This window comes from Roseovarius nanhaiticus (genome assembly GCF_900156535.1).
GTDB lineage: Bacteria > Pseudomonadota > Alphaproteobacteria > Rhodobacterales > Rhodobacteraceae > Roseovarius > Roseovarius nanhaiticus.
On sequence record NZ_FTNV01000004.1, the window covers coordinates 123,729 to 142,450 of the forward strand.

Sequence of the window (18,722 nt, forward strand, 5' to 3'; positions counted from 1 at the left end):
TCCAGCGCCATCTTGCGCGCTGCGGGTTAAGATTAGCTGACCGCCGAAAGACTCACTCTTTGGGCGCACCTGCGTTCCGTCCCGCGAGGACGACGGAAAAACTGTGGGCCGCACCAGGGCTGAGCCCTGCCATGATGCCCGCCGCAGCCTCGGCCTTCATTCGGCCAAGAAATCCGGCAGCGAATTCGGGATTCATCTCTTCAAAGAGTGCGGCGGCCTGCTTGGGCTTCATGTTTTCGTAAACCCGCGTCAGACGATCGATGTCGGTCTCGGCTGCAGTATCCGCGATCGTCAGCGTCTGGCGCAGTTGCTCTTCTGCGGATTTCAACTGTGCCAGCTTTGCCTCCAGTTGTCTGTCAGCCGCTTGCAGCGCTTGCTGGCGCGTGGTGATCTCGATCTCCCGTTGTCGGATCTGTGCCTCGCGCGTCTGAAAGCTCTTGAGCATGTCATGCAGATCGTCCTCCGTGGTGCACGCCTCAGCCGATGCAAGACCTTCAATCTCAGGTGCATCCAATGCGCGCGCCCATGCGCCCCCGACATCGCCGCCCAGCCGCAAAACCGCCGATAGCACCAGCAGGCCTGTCAGCATCGTTAGCGCTCCGCGCATCATCCTGCCGCGTTTGCGGCGCGCTCTTTTGCTCATTGCGACGCTCCAGCAGGGTTGTGGCGGCGAAAAATCGGCCCCAAGGGCGACTTCGCCTCGGGCGATTTTTCGGACTGGGCTGGAAGATCGTGCATCGACGCGACCATCAATTCGAGCCGTTTGGACACGGCTTCTGCCCGTTCGGTCAACGTTTCAAGCGCCTCACCCGATGCTCCGGCGGTGGTTTGAGCGGCCTCCAAAGTCTTGGTCAGATCGTCCACCTGCGCCGAAAGGACCGCGACAGCGCCCCCGACACCGGTTTCAAGATCGTTGAAGCGGCTTAGCCGCCGCCCGAGAATGAAGCAGTAAAATGCAGCACCCAATGCACCCGCCACGAGCAGAATATCGGCAATCAGTTCCATGTTAGGCCCTCAGTTAAGTACGAATTCCATGATCAGCAGATCGTTGATCCGCCCTTCTCCCACTACGATCTGCGCACGCCGCAACATGTGCCCGCGCAATCGGACCAGCGCGGCTTTGTCCGTCAAATCAGCCAGCTCCAGCGCGCGCAGATACGAGTTGAGAACGTCGACAACGCGCGGCATGAGATGCTCGACATCCGTTCGGTAGGCGGGCGTCACTTCAAGCTGTGCGCGAAATCGCAGATGCTTGCCTGTGGCACCGTTTCCCAACGAGATCACAAGCGGCTCAATCGCCACGTATTCTACGTCCGGCAAATCTTCGACGCTCGCCTGCGCGTCCGTCTCCGCGGGCACTGATGCAGCAAGCGATTCGGCGCCCATGATCAGGCCCGACCACACCGCATAAAATCCGCCGCCAGCACCTGCCAGCGCCAACACAAGCCCGATGATCAAGGGCTTTTTAGAGCGTTTTACCGGAGCTTCGCCCGTGTCTTCTTTGGTCACCGCCATTGTCTGAACCTCATTCATGTCCGAACCAACATAACCGTCAGGCACTAACCGATTATTAAGGCTGATAAGCGAAACATGACCCCAACGTCCGGCAGAACGCGGGACATGAGGAGGCAAAGAAATTGCAGAATATCGCGACCCTTTGGACCACTCTGGATCCGCGCAGACGCATCATCATCATCTTGGCAGGGATCGCGATGTTCGCGGCGGTTCTGGGTCTGTCCCGCATGGCGACGGCGCCCTCGCTCAACCTGCTCTACGCGGGTCTGGAGAGCGGCCCCGCGGGCGAGGTCGTGCGGGCGCTGGAGCAGCGTGGCGTCACATATGAAGTGCGCGGCGGCGCGATCTTTGTCGATTCGGCTCAGCGCGACACGCTTCGCATGACACTGGCCAGCGAGGGACTGCCCAGCAATTCCAGCCAGGGATACGAGTTGCTCGATACCCTGTCCGGGTTTGGCACGACCTCGCAGATGTTCGACGCGGCTTATTGGCGCGCGAAAGAGGGCGAATTGGCGCGGACCATTGTGTCAAACCCCGCGATTGTGGCCGCTCGGGTACATATCGCCAATACCGGCTCAAACCCATTTCAGCGGGACGTGCGTTCGACCGCCTCGGTCATGATCACTTCCGCGGGGGGCGATTTACCCGCGAAACAGGCGCAAGCGCTCAAGTTTCTGGTGGCCAGCGCAGTCGCCGGACTTACTGCCGATGACGTGTCGATCATCGATAGCAGCGGCGGTTTGATCGGCGGCGCGGAAGAGGCTCCGAGCAACGCGGGCGAGGATCGCTCGGACGCGCTGAGACAACGTGTGCAGCGTTTGCTGGAAGCGCGCGTAGGGCCAGGAAACGCTGTCGTCGAGGTCAGCGTGGACACCGTCAAGACGACAGAAATGATCCGCGAAAAGACCATCGATCCAGACAGCCGCGTTGCCATCAGCATCGATACCGAAGAGCGCACGAACTCCGCATCTGATGAAGGCGGCGGCGACGTGACGGTTGCGTCGAATCTGCCCGATGGTGACGGCGCGGGCGGCGATGGCTCCAGCAGTCAGACCAACGAGACACGCGAGCGGATCAACTATGAAGTCTCTCAGACCGAGCGCGAGATCACGCAAGCGCCTGGCGCGATCAAACGCCTAAGCGTTGCGGTTCTCGTAAACGGGACGGTCGCAGCAGGCGCGGACGGCGCAGAGAATTTTCAGCCGCGCTCGGACGCCGAAATGGAAGCGCTGCGCGATCTGGTCGCGTCCGCCGTGGGATATGACGAGACGCGCGGCGACGTGATAACCCTGAAATCTCTTCAGTTCGAGCCGCTGACAGTGTCCGGGACCGCCGCGGCTCCGTCCTTTTGGAGCACACTTGGACTCGACGTGCTGTCCCTGATTCAGGCCGCAGTTCTGGCAATCGTGGCACTGATCCTCGGCCTCTTTGTCATTCGGCCCATCCTGTCACCACCGCGTACGGCCAGCACGCCGGCGCTCGCGGCCCCCGGGACAGCCAACCAGGCTGCACCCGACGCCAAAGAGCAGGCTCCGCAAGCTTCGCTCACCGGCGAGATCGACACTTCGGACATGGACGAGGCGAGCTTGCCGGTCGTGTCGGGCCGCAGCGCCATCACTGCCAGTCAGGCAGCAGGTGAGGATCCGGTCGCGCGCCTGCGCGGTATGATTTCGGGCCGCCAGGAAGAAACTGTCGAAATCCTGCGTACATGGCTTGAAGGCGAAGAGGAGAGCGCATGATGAGCATCGCCCATTTGCTGGAAGATTTCGGAACGGAACTTGGCGATATATCTCTTACGATCAGCGATGCCACACTCGAACAAGAGCGCATCGACGCTTATGAAAACGGTTACAAGGCAGGCTGGCAAGATGCCGTCAAGGCCGCTAGCGAAGATGCCGATCGCGTCGGTTCGGATTTTGCAGGCAATCTGCAGGATATCTCATTCACCTTGGCCGAGGCTCAGCGCGATCTGCTGGCCACCTTGCGCCCGCTCCTTACCGGAATGGTCGAAAGCGTCCTGCCGCATTTGGCACATCGCACCATTGGCGATCACGTCGTTCAAACGATCGAGCGGATGGCCCAGACCGCGATGCAGGGCCCACTGCGACTGGTGACGGCGCCTGGAAATGCCGACGCATTGCAGACCCTGATCGAAGACCGCGAGATGACTGACACCACGGTCGAGATCGAGCCGTCACTGGGTGAAGGTCAGATCCACATCCGGGCGACTGGTAGTGAGCAGGAGATCGATCTGGACGCCGTCCTGGCGCAGATCGACACCGCTCTCTCCGGCTTTTTCGAAGAACACCAAAAGGACATTGCATGATGGATAGCTCCACCGATTCCCCAAGCCGCCAGCCCGAGGCGACAAACCCGTTTTCGTCGGTTCCGATCGAGATCACGATCTCGGTCGGCAAGGCGCGCCCACTGATCCGCGACCTGCTCAAGCTGGGCAAGGACGCCGTGCTACCGCTGGACAAGCGCGTTGACGATCCGGTCGAGCTCTATGTCGGCGACCGCCTGATCGCGCGTGGCGAGTTGGAGGAACTGGAGGGCGATCAGAAGGGCCAGCTTGCGGTACGCCTCACCGAAGTCGCCGATCTAAAGGACGGCATCGCATGATGAGAGCCCTCGCGCTGGCGACAATCACGCTGGCGGTCTTAGCTGGTCCCGCAGCCGCGCAAGACTTGTCCTTGTCGCTCGACGGCGATGGTTCCCTCTCGGCGCGGACCCTGCAATTGCTTGCACTGATCACGGTTCTCAGTCTTGCGCCCGGGCTGGCGATCATGATCACCTGCTTTCCGTTCATGGTGACGGTTTTGGGCATCCTGCGCCAAGGCATCGGGCTTCAGCAGTCGCCGCCAAATATGCTGATCGTCAGCCTTGCGCTGTTTCTCACCTATTTCGTGATGGAGCCCGTCTTCATGATCGCCTGGGAGCAGGGGATCGAGCCCTTGCTTAATGAGACGATTGCGGTCGAGGAGGCCGTCACCAGAACGCTCGAGCCGTTTCGCACATTCATGGCAGGGCGCCTCGACGGAGATACATTTGCCGCCATGGCCGCCTTGAGGCCGGATGCGAATGGCATCGCGCCCGGCCCCGACGCCCCCCTGTCGGTGCTGATTCCCAGCTTTCTTCTGTCTGAAATCGCGCGGGCGTTCCAGATCGGCTTTCTGGTCTTTTTGCCCTTTCTGATCATCGACCTCGTTGTCGCGGCCATCCTGATGTCCATGGGCATGATGATGGTCCCGCCCGCCATCGTGTCGCTGCCCTTCAAACTGGCGTTTTTCGTCATCGCGGATGGCTGGTCCCTTATCGCGGGCAGTCTGGTGAGGGGCTATTTCTGAGCTAGCTCGCTCTTCTGCGCACCGACGACAATTTGGGTATTCCAGCCGGCGCAGCGCGCTGCCAGCGGCGCGGCCGGTGCGATGTCCGTAAACAACTGATCAATCTCTTCAAGCGACGCGATCCTCGCCGGTGCCGTTCGCTTGAACTTGCTCTGATCGGCAACCAGCATCCTGTGCCGCGAGCGCGCGAGGACCGCGTGGCTGACGCCGACCTCCTGCACGTCGAAATCAAGAATATCGCCATCCGGGTCGATGGCTGAACAGCCTATGATGCCGATATCGAACTTGAATTGAAGGATCGCATCCTTGGTGATGTCACCGATCAAACCGCCATCGGCACGGCGCAACGAGCCGCCCGTGACGATGACCTCGCAATCGGTATTCTGTGCCAAAATATTGGCCACGTTCATGTTGTTCGTGACGACCAGCAGGTTGCGGTGGTGTATCAGTTCGGCGGCAACCGCTTCGGTGCTGGTGCCGATATTCAGGAAGATGGCACAATCCTCTGGAATCTGCGCCGCGCAGGCGCGAGCGATGGCGCGCTTGCCATCCGCGTTGATGCGTCGCCGCTCTTGATAGCCGATATTTACCGTGCCCGACGGCAGCACCGCGCCGCCATGCACCCGCTCCAGCCGGCCCGCATCCGCGAGATCCGATAGATCGCGCCTGATGGTCTGAAGCGTGACGCCAAAATACTCGGCCAGATGCTCGACCGTCACCTTGCCGTCCCGCCGCGCGAGGTCAAGGATTTCGGGGTAACGTATCGTCTGGGACATCTGCGGTTCCGATTTGGCCACTGCGCGTAAATGTGCGCTTTTACACTGTTATCCGCAAGATGCGCGAAGAGCGGGCTTCCGGTGCGTCGGAGCGGGCCGTTTTCAGCATGAAAACACGTCAACCCGGTTGAATTGGGACCTCAAGCAAAATTTAATTCATCGATTGATCGAAATCGAAAAAAAGCGAAGGCAAGCCCTGTTCTTTTCGCACCCCTTTGCTAGGCTGCATCGAACTGTGGCGAGATGCGGGGGATACGTGGTTCGCGAGGAGGAGGTCTGCGATCTGTTCGTGATCGGCGGCGGCATCAACGGATGCGGCGTCGCCCGCGACGCTGCGGGCCGTGGCCTGACCGTAACGCTGGCCGAGATGTCGGACCTGGCGTCTGCCACGTCCTCGGCCTCGACCAAACTTTTTCATGGCGGTCTGCGCTATCTCGAATATTTCGAATTCCGCCTTGTCCGCGAAAGCCTGATCGAGCGCGAGACGCTGTTGCGTGCCATGCCGCACATCTCGTGGCCAATGCGCTTTGTGCTGCCCTACCACAAAGACATGCGCTTCGAAGGCGACACGCCAACGTCGAAACTGCTGAACGGCGTGATGCCTTGGATGCGCGGGCGCAGGCCCGCTTGGCTGATCCGGCTGGGGCTGTTCCTCTATGATCATCTGGGCGGGCGCAAAATCCTGCCCGGCACATCAACGGTCGACCTGATGTCGTCCCCCGAAGGGCGCGCGCTGCAAGAGCGGTTTACCAAAGCCTATGAATATTCCGATTGCTGGGTCGAGGACTCGCGCCTCGTCGTGCTGAACGCCCGCGATGCCGAGGCGCGCGGCGCTCGGATCATGACCCGCACGCGCGTTGTTTCGGCAAAGCAGGAGGATGGCATCTGGTCGATCACGACCGAGGACGCGGACACAAAGAAGACGCGCGTCACGCGCGCCCGCATGATTGTCAATGCGGGCGGCCCTTGGGTAGGTGACGTCATCCGCGATACGGTGCATTCACACAGCAAAGACAGCGTGCGCCTCGTGCGCGGCAGCCATATCGTGACGCGCCGGCTCTTCGATCACGACAAGTGCTACTTCTTTCAGGGCACCGACGGGCGTATCATGTTCGCCATCCCCTACGAAACGGATTTCACCCTCATCGGCACCACAGATCAGGAGCACGAAGATCCTACTCAGCCGCCCGTCTGCACCGAAGCCGAGAAGGACTATATGGTCAGCTTCGTGAACCAGTACCTGGCCGATCCAATCTCGGTTGACGATATCGTCTGGACCTATTCTGGCGTTCGTCCGCTTTACGACGATGGCGCGTCCTCGGCGACCGCCGCGACACGGGACTATACCTTGAAAATGGATCACAGCGCTGGCGCTCCGGTCATCAACATCTTTGGTGGCAAGATCACCACCTATCGCCGTCTCGCTGAGGGCGTGATGGAATTGGTGGGCGAAGAAGTCCCCGATCTCGCACCCGCATGGACCGCGGGCGTCGCTTTGCCTGGCGGCGATTTCGCCGTCTCCGAGGTAGAGAGCCGGATTTCGGATCTGGCCCGTGCCAATCCGTTCCTGAGCGACGCATGGGCCCGCCGCCTGATCCGCGCCTACGGAACCGAGGCGCAAGAAGTGTTAGGCGCGGTCAAGCAACGCTCCGATCTTGGCCAGGATTTCGGCGCGACGCTGACGGCAGCCGAGGTCGACTGGCTAATGGATCGAGAATACGCGCGCAGCGCCGATGATGTGCTTTGGCGCCGTACCAAGCTGGGCCTGCGCCTGTCAAAGGAACAGTCTACCGCATTGCAGGATTACATGACCCGCCGCAGCGTCCGCGCAGCTTCGGCAGCCGCCGAATAATCCAAGGGAGAACCGATCGTGACACTCGAGCTCGACAAGGTGACGCATGAGGTCGGCGGGCGCGCCCATATTCACGAGACGTCGCTAACGCTTGAGAAGGGCACAATGAACGTGCTGCTTGGCCCAACCCTTGCCGGCAAGACGTCGCTCATGCGCCTGATGGCGGGCCTTGATCAGCCGACATCGGGCCGCATCATCTGGAACGGTGATGACGTGACCGGCCAGCGTGTGCAGGACCGCAAGATCGCCATGGTCTATCAGCAATTCATCAATTATCCGTCGATGTCAGTCTATGACAACATCGCGTCGCCGATGCGGCTGATGGGCATCGCCAAGGATGAGATCGACCGCCGCGTCCGCGAGACTGCCGATCTGATGCAACTCGGCCCAATGCTTAAGCGCAAACCGCTCGAATTGTCGGGCGGCCAGCAACAGCGTTGCGCACTGGCCCGCGCATTGGTCAAGAATGCGGGCCTCGTGCTACTGGACGAGCCTCTGGCCAATTTGGACTACAAGTTGCGAGAGGAACTGCGCGCCGAGATTCCGCGGATCTTCGAAGCGTCCGGCGCCATTTTCGTTTATGCCACGACCGAACCCGAAGAGGCCCTGCTACTAGGCGGCAATTGCGCGACGCTTTGGGAAGGGCGCGTGACCCAATTTGGCCCAACGGCGCAGGTTTACCGCAAACCCGCAGACGCCACGACCGCGCGCGTCTTTTCCGATCCGCCGATGAATTTCCTGACATTGGAAAAACGTGGCGACACGATGCGCCACGATCGCGACGATTTCAGCGCCGCGAGCCTTGGCCGCGACCTTCCCGATGGAACATATATGGCGGGATTTCGGCCCAATCATCTCAAACTCGAGGCGTCCGAGGGCGCGATCCGCTTTGATACGGTGCTGAACGTGACCGAGATTACCGGCTCGGAAACTTTCGTGCATCTTGATCACGGGGCGGCCCGATGGGTCGGGCTGATCCACGGATTGCGTGATCTGAAATCGGGACAGGCACTGCCGGTCTATCTGGATCCGTCCTGCATCTATCTCTTTGCCCAGAACGGCGCACTGGTCGCGTCGGCGGCCTATGCGGAGGCCGCGTAGATGGCCAAGATCACACTCGACAATCTGGCACATTCCTACATGCCCAACCCGAAATCCGAGGATGATTTCGCGCTTAAGGAGCTGAACCACGATTGGACCGACGGCGAGGCTTACGCTCTGCTGGGTGCGTCGGGTTGTGGCAAGTCCACCCTGCTCAACATCATCTCGGGCCTCTTGATCCCGTCGCAAGGGCGCGTCCTCTTCGATGGGCAGGACGTGACACATGCGCCGACGGCGGATCGTAACATCGCGCAGGTTTTCCAGTTTCCGGTGGTCTACGATACGATGACCGTCGAAGCGAACCTGGCCTTTCCTTTGAAAAACCGCCGCATGGACACGGCCGAAATCACCCGCCGCGTGCAGAAAGTGGCGGCAATGATCGGCATGGAAGATCAGCTGAACCGCAAGGCGCGCGGCCTCACCGCGGATGCCAAGCAGAAGATCAGCCTTGGGCGCGGCATGGTGCGCGAGGATGTGAACGCGCTCCTCTTTGACGAGCCTTTGACCGTCATAGATCCGCACATGAAATGGGAATTGCGCACGCAGCTGAAAAAACTGCACGCCGATTTCGGCCATACGATGATCTACGTGACGCACGACCAGACCGAGGCGCTCACTTTTGCCGACAAGGTTGTCGTGATGCATGACGGGCGGGTCGTGCAGATCGGCACGCCGCAAGAGCTGTTTGAGCGTCCCGCGCATACCTTTGTCGGCTATTTCATCGGCTCGCCCGGGATGAACCTTCTGGACGCCAAGATCGACGGGCGCCAAGCCCAGGTCGCCGGCGCCACCATCGACCTCGGGCGGGATTATGACGCCAAGGGCCGCACTCAGATCGGCGTGCGCCCCGAATTCATCACGCTCCACTCCGGCGGCGAGGGTATTCCCGCCCGCGTCACACGCGTTGAGGATGTGGGCCGCCACAAGATCGTGCGGCTCGATGCGGGCGGCACCCCCGTCAGCGCCATCGCGGGCGAGGGCGAAGAAATTCCAACGAGTATCGACCGGATCCGCTTTGCCGAAGGCGGCGTCAACATCTACGCGGATGACTGGCGCGTCGCGCCGGCCGGGGAGGCCGCAGCATGAACAAGACCGTCAATCAAAAGGCATGGTTCCTGATCCTGCCGGTCCTCGTTCTCGTCGCCTTTTCGGCGGTGATCCCACTGATGACCGTGGTAAATTATTCAGTGCAAGATACGTTCGGCAACAACCAGTTCTTCTGGGCGGGCCTCGACTGGTTCGATGACATGCTTCATTCCGACAGGATGTGGAGCGCGCTTGGCCGTCAGCTGATGTTCTCGGGCATCATCCTCGCCATCGAGATCCCGCTGGGAATTTACGTGGCTTTGAACATGCCGAAATCCGGCTTCTGGTCGTCCTTCTGCCTCGTGCTGATGTCTCTGCCGCTGCTGATTCCGTGGAACGTGGTCGGCACGATCTGGCAGATCTTCGGCCGGGTCGATATCGGCCTTCTGGGCTACACGCTCGAGGCGCTGGGCATCGAGTACAACTACACGCAAAACACCGTGGACGCATGGGTGACCGTGATCGTCATGGATGTCTGGCACTGGACCTCACTGGTCGCGCTCTTGGCGTTTGCGGGCCTACGCTCGATCCCCGATGCCTATTATCAGGCGGCCAAGATCGACCAGGCCAGCCGCTGGGCCGTTTTCCGCTATATCGAGCTGCCCAAGATGGCGGGCGTGCTGATGATCGCGATCCTTCTGCGCTTCATGGACAGTTTCATGATCTATACCGAGCCTTTCGTTGTCACCGGTGGCGGCCCCGGCAATGCCACCACCTTCCTCAGCATCGATCTGGTCAAGATGGCACTGGGTCAGTTCGATCTCGGCCCCGCCGCCGCATTCAGCCTGATGTATTTCCTGGTGATCCTTGCGATCTCTTGGGTTTTCTACACCGTGATGACCACGCTCGACAAAAGGGATGGCAGCTGATGAACCGCCCCGCCACACCCGATCTATCGCCCGATCCCGGCATCACCGCACCGCGCCGCCGCAAGCTGCGGATGAACGGCTCGGCCATCGTGATGGCGATTTATCTCGTCTTCCTGATGCTGCCGATCTACTGGCTGCTGAACATGAGCCTCAAGACCAACGCCGAGATCCTCGGCACCTTCTCACTCTGGCCGCAGGACCTGACGTTCGCGAATTACGCCAAGATCCTGACGGATGCGAGCTGGTACATGGGCTACGTCAACTCGCTGATCTACGTCGTTATGAATACCGTCATCAGCCTCGCCGTGGCGCTGCCCGCCGCCTACGCGTTCAGCCGCTACAGCTTCATGGGGGACAAGCATCTTTTCTTCTGGCTGCTGACGAACCGCATGGCGCCGCCAGCCGTCTTCGCCCTGCCGTTTTTTCAGCTCTACTCGTCCATCAATCTCTTTGACACGCATATCGCCGTCGCGCTGGCGCATTGCCTGTTCAACGTGCCGCTGGCGGTCTGGATCCTGGAAGGCTTCATGCGGGGTGTGCCGCGCGAGATTGACGAGACGGCCTATATCGATGGCTACTCATTTCCCGCGTTTTTCATCAAGATCTTCACGCCGCTCATTGCCTCAGGCATCGGGGTCGCAGCCTTTTTCTGCTTCATGTTCTCATGGGTCGAGCTGCTGCTGAGCCGGACGCTCACCTCTGTCGACGCGAAACCCATCGCCGCCACCATGACCCGCACCGTCGGCGCGGCGGGCGTCGACTGGGGCGTGCTGGCTGCGGCAGGTGTTCTGACCATCGTGCCCGGCGCGCTGGTGATCTATTTCGTGCGCAACTACATCGCCAAGGGCTTTGCCCTGGGGAGGGTCTGATATGCTTGATTGGATGGCATGGACTTGGCCGACCGCCGCATTCTTCGGCGTCATCGCCGCATTGCTGATCACCTTCACGATTCTTGCGATCAAGTATCCCGAAACACCGCGCACAGGTATCCTGCGGATCGAGACGACGCGGGGCGACAGGCTTTTCATCACGCTGCTGGGCTCGGCTTTCATCAATATCGCATGGCTCGGTCTCGGGTTCGGGCCGCAATACTTCGCGCTGCTTGTCTGCCTCGGCTATGCTGCGGCAGTCTTTCGCTGGGTCTGAAGGAATGACACCAAAGGCGGGCGCGCCAAGATAATATCGTTCAACCAAAGGGAGGAAACCTACAATGAACGTCACACTCAGATCATCCACCGCGATGGCGCTGGCCCTCGGGCTGATCGCCGGACCGGCGATCGCCGACATGGAGGCGGCGATGAGCTTCCTCGATGACGAGATCAATGGCATCAGCACCCTGACCCGTGAGGAGCAGGAGGCTGAGATGCAATGGTTCATCGATGCGGCCCAGCCCTTCGACGGCATGGAAATCAACGTGGTCTCGGAGACCATCACCACCCATGAATACGAGGCTCAGGTGCTGGCCCCCGCGTTCACCGCGATCACCGGCATCAAGGTCACGCATGACCTGATCGGCGAAGGCGACGTCGTCGAGAAGCTGCAGACGCAGATGCAGTCGGGCGAGAATATCTACGACGCTTATGTCAACGACAGCGATCTCATCGGCACGCATATCCGCTATGGCCAGGTCCGCAACCTGACCGACTGGATGGCGAACGAGGGCGCGGACGTGACCTCGCCCACGCTCGACCTCGAGGATTTTATCGGGACCGAATTCACCACCTCGCCCGATGGCAAGCTCTACCAGTTGCCGGACCAGCAATTCGCGAATCTCTATTGGTTCCGCTACGACTGGTTCAACGACGAAAAGAACAAGGCTGACTTCAAGGAAGCCTATGGCTACGACCTCGGCGTGCCGGTCAACTGGTCGGCCTACGAGGATATCGCCGAGTTCTTTACCGGGCGCGACCTCAGCCATCTGGGCGTCGAGGGCGAAGTCTTTGGCAACATGGATTACGGCAAGAAAGACCCATCACTTGGCTGGCGTTACACCGATGCGTGGATGTCCATGGCCGGCATGGGCGACGTGGGCGAGCCCAACGGCCTGCCCGTCGACGAATGGGGCATCCGCGTGAACGAGCAATCGCAGCCCGTCGGCGCCTGCGTGGCGCGGGGCGGTGCGACCAACTCGCCCGCAGCGGTCTATGCAGTCGACAAGGCAATCGAGTGGCTGCAAAAATACTCGCCCCCCGCCGCTGCCGGCATGACTTTCGGCGAGGCTGGCCCGTTCCCCGGACAGGGCTCGATCGCGCAGCAGATGTTCTGGTACACCGCCTTTACCGCGGCGACCGTGACGCCCGATCTGCCCGTCATGAACGAGGACGGCACGCCCAAATGGCGCATGGCCCCCTCGCCGCACGGCGTTTACTGGCAGGACGGCATGAAGGTCGGCTATCAGGACGTAGGCAGCTGGACACTGATGAACTCGACGCCCGAGGACCGCGCCAAGGCCGCCTGGCTTTATGCGCAGTTCGTCACCTCCAAAACGGTCGACGTGAAGAAGGCCGATGTCGGCCTGACCTTCATCCGCGAATCCACCATCCAGTCGGATCATTTCACCGATCGCATGGACAAGTTGGGCGGTCTCGTGGAGTTCTACCGCTCGCCCGCGCGCACGCAGTGGTCGCCGACCGGCACCAACGTGCCTGACTACCCCAAGCTGGCACAGCTCTGGTGGCAGAATATCGGTGACGCCATGTCCGGCGCCAAAACCTCGCAAGAGGCATTGGACCAGCTTTGCGCCGATATGGAGGACGTGATGGCCCGCCTTGAGCGTGCCGGTATCCAGGGCGATCTGGGCCCGGTCCTCAATGAGGAGCAGGATCCTTCCTACTGGCTCGAGCAGCCGGGCGCGCCCAAGCCCAAGTTGGAGAACGAGGATGAAGAGCCCCAGACCATCAGCTATGATGAGCTGGTGAAATCCTGGACGGAATAATGCAAATCATGCCGGGGCGCTCATCTGCCGCGCCCCGGCTATTCCTCTTCCGAAACTTCGGGCCGACATGAAATACATTCTGGCAATCGACCAAGGCACCACCTCCAGCCGCGCAATCCTCTTCGACGAGGCGCTGCAGGTCTCAGCGATTGCCCAAGAGGAATTCCCCCAGCATTACCCGCAATCCGGCTGGGTCGAGCATGACGCCGCCGATCTTTGGTCGACCGTGGCCGGCACCTGCCGCGCGGTCATCGAGCGCGCCGGGATCACCGCCACCGACGTCGCCGCTATCGGCATCACCAACCAGCGCGAGACGACGGTAGTTTGGGACCGCAATACGGGACAGCCAATCCACAACGCCATCGTCTGGCAGGATCGGCGCACCGCCGCCATTTGCAATGCCCTGCGCGATGAAGGCCATCAGGACATGGTAAGCGAGCGGACAGGTTTGCTTCTCGATCCCTATTTTTCCGGAACCAAGCTGAAATGGCTCCTCGACAATGTCGAAGGTGCCCGCGCCAAAGCGAAGGCGGGCGAGCTTCTTTTCGGAACCGTCGACAGTTACCTTATCTGGAAGGCGACCGGTGGAACGTCCCACGTGACGGACGCCACCAACGCGGCACGGACCTTGCTCTACGACATCCGCAAGGGACGGTGGAGCCGGACAATCTGCGATCTACTGGACATTCCGACGAGTATGCTGCCCGAAGTCCGTGATTGCTCCGCGGATTTCGGCGTGACGCGCGACGATCTTTTTGGCCGCGCCATTCCAATCCTGGGCGTCGCCGGAGATCAACAAGCGGCGACCATCGGACAAGCCTGTTTCCAGCCCGGCATGCTGAAATCCACCTACGGCACCGGCTGCTTTGCGCTGCTGAACACAGGCGCCACACCCGTGCGTTCAAAAAATCGGTTGCTGACCACAATCGCTTACCAGTTGGACGGTACACCGACCTACGCGCTGGAAGGTTCGATATTCGTTGCCGGGGCTGTGGTGCAATGGCTGCGCGACGGGCTCAAGATGATCCGCCACGCCGCCGAGACACAGCCTCTGGCCGAGGCCGCAGATGCCGGCCAGAATGTCGTCCTTGTTCCCGCGTTTACCGGGCTGGGCGCGCCGTATTGGAAGGCCGAATGCCGCGGCGCGATCTTTGGTCTATCACGTAATTCGGGGCCTGCTGAGCTGGCCCGCGCCGCACTTGAATCCGTCGGCTATCAGACGCGCGACCTTCTGGATGCGATGCATCTCGATTGGAGCGGGGAGACCAACTCAGGCGCCAAGGAAGCAACGCTCCGCGTCGATGGCGGGATGAGCGCATCGGATTGGACGATGCAGTTCCTGTCCGACATCATTGGCGCGTCGGTGGATCGGCCAGCGACCCTTGAGACGACGGCCATGGGGGCCGCCTGGCTCGCCGGTCTGCGCGCGGGCCTCTATCCCGACCAGGCAAGCTTTTCCGAGATGTGGGCATTGGAGCGCACATTTACCCCCCAGATGTCAGGCGACCTTCGCGATCGCAAGTATCAGGCGTGGCGCCGCGCCGTAGATGCCGCGCAGAAGTTCTGACGCATTGATGCGATGGAATGGACCATGCCTCATGCCTGCCCGGCCCTTTGCTTTGCTACCGTACCACGAACTCCGCATGCAGCGCCCCGGCAGCTTTGATGCTTTTAAGAATGTCGATCATGTCGCGCGGCGCCACGCCCAGCGCGTTCAGACCCGCGACCACCTCGGATAGCGTTGTGCCGGGCGGCACTTCGGCCAAACCAAACCCGGCCTCCTCTTCAATCTGGGCGTTGGTGCGCGGAACGACGACGGTCTCGCCCTCGGCAAACGGATTCGGCTGAACCGCAATGGGCGCCTCTTCGACACGCAAGGTAAGATTTCCCTGCGACACCGCGATACGGCTAATGCGCACGTCCTGCCCCATCACGATAGTGCCGGACCTTTGATCAACGACGACGCGCGCCTTACTCTCAGGCTCAACCAGCAAGTTCTCGATTCGAGCCAACGCATGCGCCGGTGAGGGCGCACGCGTGCGCCCGATATCAAGTTGCACTGTCCCGCTATCAAGCATGACGGCCACCGCGCGGCCGTAGTTGCTGTTGATGACGTTTTCAATCCGGCCCGCCGTGGTGAAATCCGGCTCGCGCAATGCAAGGCGCAGTTGATCCAGCGAACCTAACTCGAACGCAATTTCTCGCTCGACACGCGCACCCGCGGGGATCGAGCCGGAGGTTGGCACGCCTTGCACCACGGCTGCCGCGTCACCTTGGGCAACGGCCCCACCCGCTATGATCGTGCCCTGCGCCACCGCATAGATCTGCCCATCCGCCGCGTTGAGAGGTGTCATGATGAGCGTTCCGCCCAAGAGGCTGCTCGCATCTCCGATGGCCGACACGGTGACGTCAATCTGCCCACCCGCGCGTGCGAATGCAGGCAAGCTGGCAGTCACCAAAACGGCCGCGACATTCTTGGGGCGAAACTGCTCACCCGAAACGTTGACGCCAAGCCGCTCCAGAATGTTGGACATGATCTCTTCGGTAAAGGGCGCGTTGCGCAGCCCGTCCCCCGTACCGTTCAGGCCCACGACCAGCCCATACCCGACCAGGTCGTTGCCCCTGACCCCATCGAACTCCACCAGATCCTTGATCCGGATGGGACCGGCCATGGCCGGCCCAAGGCTCGACAGAATAAACGCAGCCGCGCAAAGAAAACCGGAGATAATCTGTATCAAAGGAAATTCACCAGATTCAGGCGCTGCGTCCGCGCGGTAAGGGTGTAAATGGTCTCGAGCCTCAGTTGCGCTTGTTCGAGCGCGCTGGCTGTGTCGAAGACATCCGCCGATATGAGGTCGCTGCGCGTCATCTCGAGTGAGGCACGCTCGGCTGAATTACGCGTGATTGACTGGTCGATACGCTCTTCGGCAAATCCAAGGTCCGATCGAAGCCCGATGATTGCGTCGATGGACCCGCCCATGGACGTCACGGAACTGCGCAAGAGGTTTTGCCTCACCTCGCGGGGCAAGCCCAGGTTTTCGTCACCCGCGAGCGCCACCATGATCGCATCTTTCAAAACGCTGCGCAGTTTTGGATCGTCCGCGCGGATCGAAAGACCGACCTCTTCGCCACCGCCAAGCCGATGGGGCGCCATATCCTCAGTCGCGCCGCGGTAGATATCCGTTTCGAAGGCGCCGCCGGGAGTGTCAAAAAACACGTTCAGCGCTGCGGCGATACCCGCCGCATCCGTTGCGCCCGCGATCGCAGTTCGTGCGGCGCTCAGCAATTGGGCGGAGCCGGTCAGAGGCAATGCATCCAGTGCGTTCCCCGCGAATACCGGCCTGCCGCCCACGCCCTTGTTCAGGGCCGACATGATGCCGCCCAGCACTTCTTCCGCGTTAGCTCCCAAAGAGGCGAGGGCCAGATTGGTCGGCGCATCACCAACGCTTAATGCGCGCTCGTAAAGTGAGCCCAGTTGAGTCTGAACCGCTTCCAGCGACAATTGCATGACAGTCGCCTGTACTTGTGCCTCGGTGCTTGCGGTGCGCTGCGCCGCGTTTACGGCCAGCTGGTTCTCCATATTGGCAAGCTGGCCGAAACTACCCTGCAAGTGCTGGGCCAAATCCGCGACACGGCCCGAAGAAAGTTCTTGGGTCAGGCGCATCACATCAGATTGCGCTGCAGCACTCTGCCTGCGCAGGGTGAGAGATTGCGCCAGATCACCTATCGCGTGAAACATCATCATCCAATCCTCAGCAGGGTATCCATCATTTCATCCAAAGTCTGGATCATCCGCGCATTTGCCGCATACGCCTGTTCGATCAGCAGAAGCCGCGCGGTTTCATCATCCGAATTCACTCCGTCCTGTGCCAACGCCTCGGCGAGGCCGGATTGTCGCACCGCGGCGAAGCTGCTCACGCGATCTTCGGCAAGCACAGTTTGCGACAATTGCGAGACCATGCTGGCGATATGTTGCGAAGCGGAACCCGCCGCACCGCCTAGATCACCTGACGCCATGCTGGAGCGGGCAGCAAATGCATCGGCCAGGCCATGTAGACGCGCGGCATTGCCCACCGGCCCCAAAGCAACCGCGCCCAGACCATCGCGCAATTTTTGCGGGTCGCCACCCTTGGTTGGATCGACTGCCAGGTTGAGCGCCATCCGCCCTGCAATTCCAGTCTCAGACGCCACGTCAAAACGCCCACCTTGGTCGGTAAAGAGCCCAGGGTCGGCGGCACCGACGGTCGTGTCCCAGGCGGGATCCTGAAACCGTTCGATCACGTCACGGGCCAAGGCATCGATTTGCCTTTGCGCATCAACAGCCAGCGTATCGCGCACGTCGAACATTGCCGACAGCCGACCTCCTTCAATAGGGCTGCGCATACCCGCGGGCGCGACTTGTTCACCGTTGATGCGCAGACCCGAAAGAAGTCCCCCCTCAAGTGTCATGTGGGGCGCGATCACGTTTGTACGCGTGAATTCGAGTCTCGCACTGCCGCTGTCGACCAAGAGCGTCCCCCCGGGGGTCATCAAGGCAATAGCACCATCGTCGCGTGCGACTTCGCGGATCGGGATCAGTTCGGCGACACGGTCGACCACGACCTGTCGATGATCCAGAAGACCGGACGTATCCGCACCCTTACGCTGCGCGATCTGGATCTGGATGTTGATCCGATGAACCTGCTCAAGGTCAGAATTAAGACCACGCACCGACGCCTCGATCTGCTCCTCAGCGCGCATACGCTGGTTTTGAATGCTGTCCGAAATGTCATTGAAAGCGCCAGTGACTTCGGCAGCCCGCAAACTGACCTGCTGCAACCGATCAGTCGCCTCTGGCCGGCTGGCGGCCGTGACGAGTGATGCCTCTAGTGCAGACATCAGAGACGAAAGCGAGCCGTTCGAATCGGGCGTGCCGATGCTGGCCTGAACACCCTTCAGAAAATTGGCGCGAGTCTGCGATTGCGCCAGATCACTATCAGCCGCCCTGCGGTCCGACAGTACAGCGCTATCGACATGCCGGATGATGCCTGACACCCGAACACCGCCGCCTGTCGCGACGGCGTCTTGGGAAAGAGCGATTTCCCGCCGGCCGTATCCTTCGGTCTGAATATTGGCCAAGTTTGCCGAGACAACGCCCGCAGCCCGCGAATTGGCCGCGAGGCCTGAAAGGGCACTGGACAGGGCCGAGGTGATGCTCATGATTGCGTCTCTCTATCGGATACGTGGTATCGGGCGCGACCA

Annotated in this window: 19 protein-coding genes; 12 read left to right on the plus strand and 7 right to left on the minus strand. The window is 60.9% G+C overall.

Going from position 1 to position 18,722, the window contains the following annotated elements; translation table 11 throughout:
* Window positions 1-52 precede the first annotated feature (52 nt).
* The 3 genes from BW975_RS16310 to BW975_RS16320 are packed head-to-tail and all read right to left on the minus strand — an operon-like array spanning window position 53 to window position 1,515.
* A complete protein-coding gene (locus BW975_RS16310; protein WP_076535420.1) occupies window positions 53-643 on the minus strand; it encodes a MotE family protein in 591 nt (196 codons plus the stop codon).
* On the minus strand, window positions 640-1,005 hold the full coding sequence (locus tag BW975_RS16315; protein WP_076535421.1) for a hypothetical protein: 366 nt from the start codon (window positions 1,003-1,005) through the stop codon (window positions 640-642). Before BW975_RS16315 ends, BW975_RS16310 begins: the two co-directional genes overlap by 4 nt.
* 9 nt (window positions 1,006-1,014) lie before the next feature.
* A complete protein-coding gene (locus tag BW975_RS16320; protein WP_076535422.1) occupies window positions 1,015-1,515 on the minus strand; it encodes a flagellar basal body-associated FliL family protein in 501 nt (166 codons plus the stop codon).
* Between the two features lie 122 nt (window positions 1,516-1,637).
* Here BW975_RS16320 and fliF point away from each other — a divergent pair, with 122 nt between their 5' ends.
* From fliF to fliP, 4 genes are read left to right on the plus strand one after another with little or no spacing between them, the layout of a single operon-like run.
* Window positions 1,638-3,254 carry a flagellar basal-body MS-ring/collar protein FliF gene (gene fliF / locus BW975_RS16325; protein WP_076535423.1) on the plus strand — a complete coding sequence of 539 codons (1,617 nt, stop codon included), beginning with the start codon at window positions 1,638-1,640 and terminating at the stop codon, window positions 3,252-3,254.
* Entirely contained in the window at window positions 3,251-3,841 is a 591-nt protein-coding gene (locus BW975_RS16330) for a FliH/SctL family protein (RefSeq protein ID WP_139194258.1), read from the plus strand. Before fliF ends, BW975_RS16330 begins: the two co-directional genes overlap by 4 nt.
* Window positions 3,841-4,137 carry a FliM/FliN family flagellar motor switch protein gene (locus BW975_RS16335; protein ID WP_076535425.1) on the plus strand — a complete coding sequence of 99 codons (297 nt, stop codon included), beginning with the start codon at window positions 3,841-3,843 and terminating at the stop codon, window positions 4,135-4,137. The genes BW975_RS16330 and BW975_RS16335 overlap by 1 nt, the downstream gene beginning before the upstream one ends.
* The gene (gene fliP, locus BW975_RS16340) at window positions 4,134-4,862 is read left to right on the plus strand and encodes a flagellar type III secretion system pore protein FliP (protein ID WP_076535426.1); all 729 of its coding nucleotides are present in this window, start codon (window positions 4,134-4,136) and stop codon (window positions 4,860-4,862) included. The genes BW975_RS16335 and fliP overlap by 4 nt, the downstream gene beginning before the upstream one ends.
* On the opposite strand, the gene BW975_RS16345 is transcribed toward fliP, so the two are convergent.
* Window positions 4,853-5,638 (minus strand): DeoR/GlpR family DNA-binding transcription regulator, encoded by a 786-nt coding sequence (locus BW975_RS16345; RefSeq protein WP_076535492.1) that lies wholly within the window; start codon window positions 5,636-5,638, stop codon window positions 4,853-4,855. The two genes, fliP and BW975_RS16345, sit on opposite strands and share 10 nt — an antisense overlap.
* Window positions 5,639-5,894: 256 nt before the next feature.
* Between BW975_RS16345 and glpD the strand changes: the two genes are divergently transcribed.
* The 8 genes from glpD to glpK all read left to right on the plus strand — a co-directional run bounded on the left by glpD (window position 5,895) and on the right by glpK (window position 15,048).
* Window positions 5,895-7,490: a glycerol-3-phosphate dehydrogenase gene (gene glpD, locus BW975_RS16350; protein ID WP_076535427.1), complete on the plus strand. Its 1,596-nt coding sequence runs from the start codon at window positions 5,895-5,897 to the stop codon at window positions 7,488-7,490.
* 18 nt (window positions 7,491-7,508) lie between these two features.
* Complete coding sequence (locus BW975_RS16355; RefSeq protein WP_076535428.1) at window positions 7,509-8,591, plus strand: ABC transporter ATP-binding protein; 1,083 nt, start codon at window positions 7,509-7,511, stop codon at window positions 8,589-8,591.
* Window positions 8,592-9,677 (plus strand): ABC transporter ATP-binding protein, encoded by a 1,086-nt coding sequence (locus BW975_RS16360; protein WP_076535429.1) that lies wholly within the window; start codon window positions 8,592-8,594, stop codon window positions 9,675-9,677.
* On the plus strand, window positions 9,674-10,546 hold the full coding sequence (locus BW975_RS16365; protein ID WP_076535430.1) for a carbohydrate ABC transporter permease: 873 nt from the start codon (window positions 9,674-9,676) through the stop codon (window positions 10,544-10,546). Before BW975_RS16360 ends, BW975_RS16365 begins: the two co-directional genes overlap by 4 nt.
* A gap of 71 nt (window positions 10,547-10,617) precedes the next feature.
* The gene (locus BW975_RS16370) at window positions 10,618-11,415 is read left to right on the plus strand and encodes a carbohydrate ABC transporter permease (RefSeq protein ID WP_076535493.1); all 798 of its coding nucleotides are present in this window, start codon (window positions 10,618-10,620) and stop codon (window positions 11,413-11,415) included.
* A 1-nt stretch (window position 11,416) separates the two neighbouring features.
* Complete coding sequence (locus BW975_RS16375) at window positions 11,417-11,692, plus strand: DUF2160 domain-containing protein (RefSeq protein WP_076535431.1); 276 nt, start codon at window positions 11,417-11,419, stop codon at window positions 11,690-11,692.
* Window positions 11,693-11,756: 64 nt separating this feature from the next.
* Window positions 11,757-13,481, plus strand: a complete 1,725-nt coding sequence (locus BW975_RS16380; RefSeq protein ID WP_076535432.1) for an ABC transporter substrate-binding protein — start codon at window positions 11,757-11,759, stop codon at window positions 13,479-13,481.
* A 67-nt stretch (window positions 13,482-13,548) separates the two neighbouring features.
* Window positions 13,549-15,048, plus strand: a complete 1,500-nt coding sequence (gene glpK, locus BW975_RS16385; RefSeq protein WP_076535433.1) for a glycerol kinase GlpK — start codon at window positions 13,549-13,551, stop codon at window positions 15,046-15,048.
* Window positions 15,049-15,103: 55 nt separating this feature from the next.
* On the opposite strand, the gene BW975_RS16390 is transcribed toward glpK, so the two are convergent.
* From BW975_RS16390 to flgK, 3 genes are all read right to left on the minus strand, one after another.
* Complete coding sequence (locus BW975_RS16390) at window positions 15,104-16,153, minus strand: flagellar basal body P-ring protein FlgI (protein WP_092746271.1); 1,050 nt, start codon at window positions 16,151-16,153, stop codon at window positions 15,104-15,106.
* Between the two features lie 62 nt (window positions 16,154-16,215).
* Entirely contained in the window at window positions 16,216-17,223 is a 1,008-nt protein-coding gene (locus tag BW975_RS16395) for a flagellin (protein ID WP_076535495.1), read from the minus strand.
* Window positions 17,223-18,680, minus strand: coding sequence for a flagellar hook-associated protein FlgK (flgK, locus tag BW975_RS16400; protein ID WP_076535434.1), 1,458 nt, complete (start codon window positions 18,678-18,680; stop codon window positions 17,223-17,225). Before flgK ends, BW975_RS16395 begins: the two co-directional genes overlap by 1 nt.
* Window positions 18,681-18,722: the final 42 nt, after the last annotated feature.

What these genes read in the sequence shown, in the direction of transcription:
- BW975_RS16310 (WP_076535420.1), bottom strand. Translation starts at nt 643, where the DNA reads ATGAGCAAAAGAGCGCGCCGCAAACGCGGCAGGATGATGCGCGGAGCG.
- BW975_RS16315 (WP_076535421.1), bottom strand. Translation starts at nt 1,005, where the DNA reads ATGGAACTGATTGCCGATATTCTGCTCGTGGCGGGTGCATTGGGTGCT.
- BW975_RS16320 (WP_076535422.1), bottom strand. Translation starts at nt 1,515, where the DNA reads ATGGCGGTGACCAAAGAAGACACGGGCGAAGCTCCGGTAAAACGCTCT.
- BW975_RS16330 (WP_139194258.1), top strand. Translation starts at nt 3,251, where the DNA reads ATGATGAGCATCGCCCATTTGCTGGAAGATTTCGGAACGGAACTTGGC.
- BW975_RS16335 (WP_076535425.1), top strand. Translation starts at nt 3,841, where the DNA reads ATGGATAGCTCCACCGATTCCCCAAGCCGCCAGCCCGAGGCGACAAAC.
- fliP (WP_076535426.1), top strand. Translation starts at nt 4,134, where the DNA reads ATGATGAGAGCCCTCGCGCTGGCGACAATCACGCTGGCGGTCTTAGCT.
- BW975_RS16345 (WP_076535492.1), bottom strand. Translation starts at nt 5,638, where the DNA reads ATGTCCCAGACGATACGTTACCCCGAAATCCTTGACCTCGCGCGGCGG.
- BW975_RS16360 (WP_076535429.1), top strand. Translation starts at nt 8,592, where the DNA reads ATGGCCAAGATCACACTCGACAATCTGGCACATTCCTACATGCCCAAC.
- BW975_RS16365 (WP_076535430.1), top strand. Translation starts at nt 9,674, where the DNA reads ATGAACAAGACCGTCAATCAAAAGGCATGGTTCCTGATCCTGCCGGTC.
- BW975_RS16370 (WP_076535493.1), top strand. Translation starts at nt 10,618, where the DNA reads ATGAACGGCTCGGCCATCGTGATGGCGATTTATCTCGTCTTCCTGATG.
- BW975_RS16375 (WP_076535431.1), top strand. Translation starts at nt 11,417, where the DNA reads ATGCTTGATTGGATGGCATGGACTTGGCCGACCGCCGCATTCTTCGGC.
- BW975_RS16380 (WP_076535432.1), top strand. Translation starts at nt 11,757, where the DNA reads ATGAACGTCACACTCAGATCATCCACCGCGATGGCGCTGGCCCTCGGG.
- glpK (WP_076535433.1), top strand. Translation starts at nt 13,549, where the DNA reads ATGAAATACATTCTGGCAATCGACCAAGGCACCACCTCCAGCCGCGCA.
- BW975_RS16390 (WP_092746271.1), bottom strand. Translation starts at nt 16,153, where the DNA reads ATGGCCGGTCCCATCCGGATCAAGGATCTGGTGGAGTTCGATGGGGTC.
- BW975_RS16395 (WP_076535495.1), bottom strand. Translation starts at nt 17,223, where the DNA reads ATGATGTTTCACGCGATAGGTGATCTGGCGCAATCTCTCACCCTGCGC.
- flgK (WP_076535434.1), bottom strand. Translation starts at nt 18,680, where the DNA reads ATGAGCATCACCTCGGCCCTGTCCAGTGCCCTTTCAGGCCTCGCGGCC.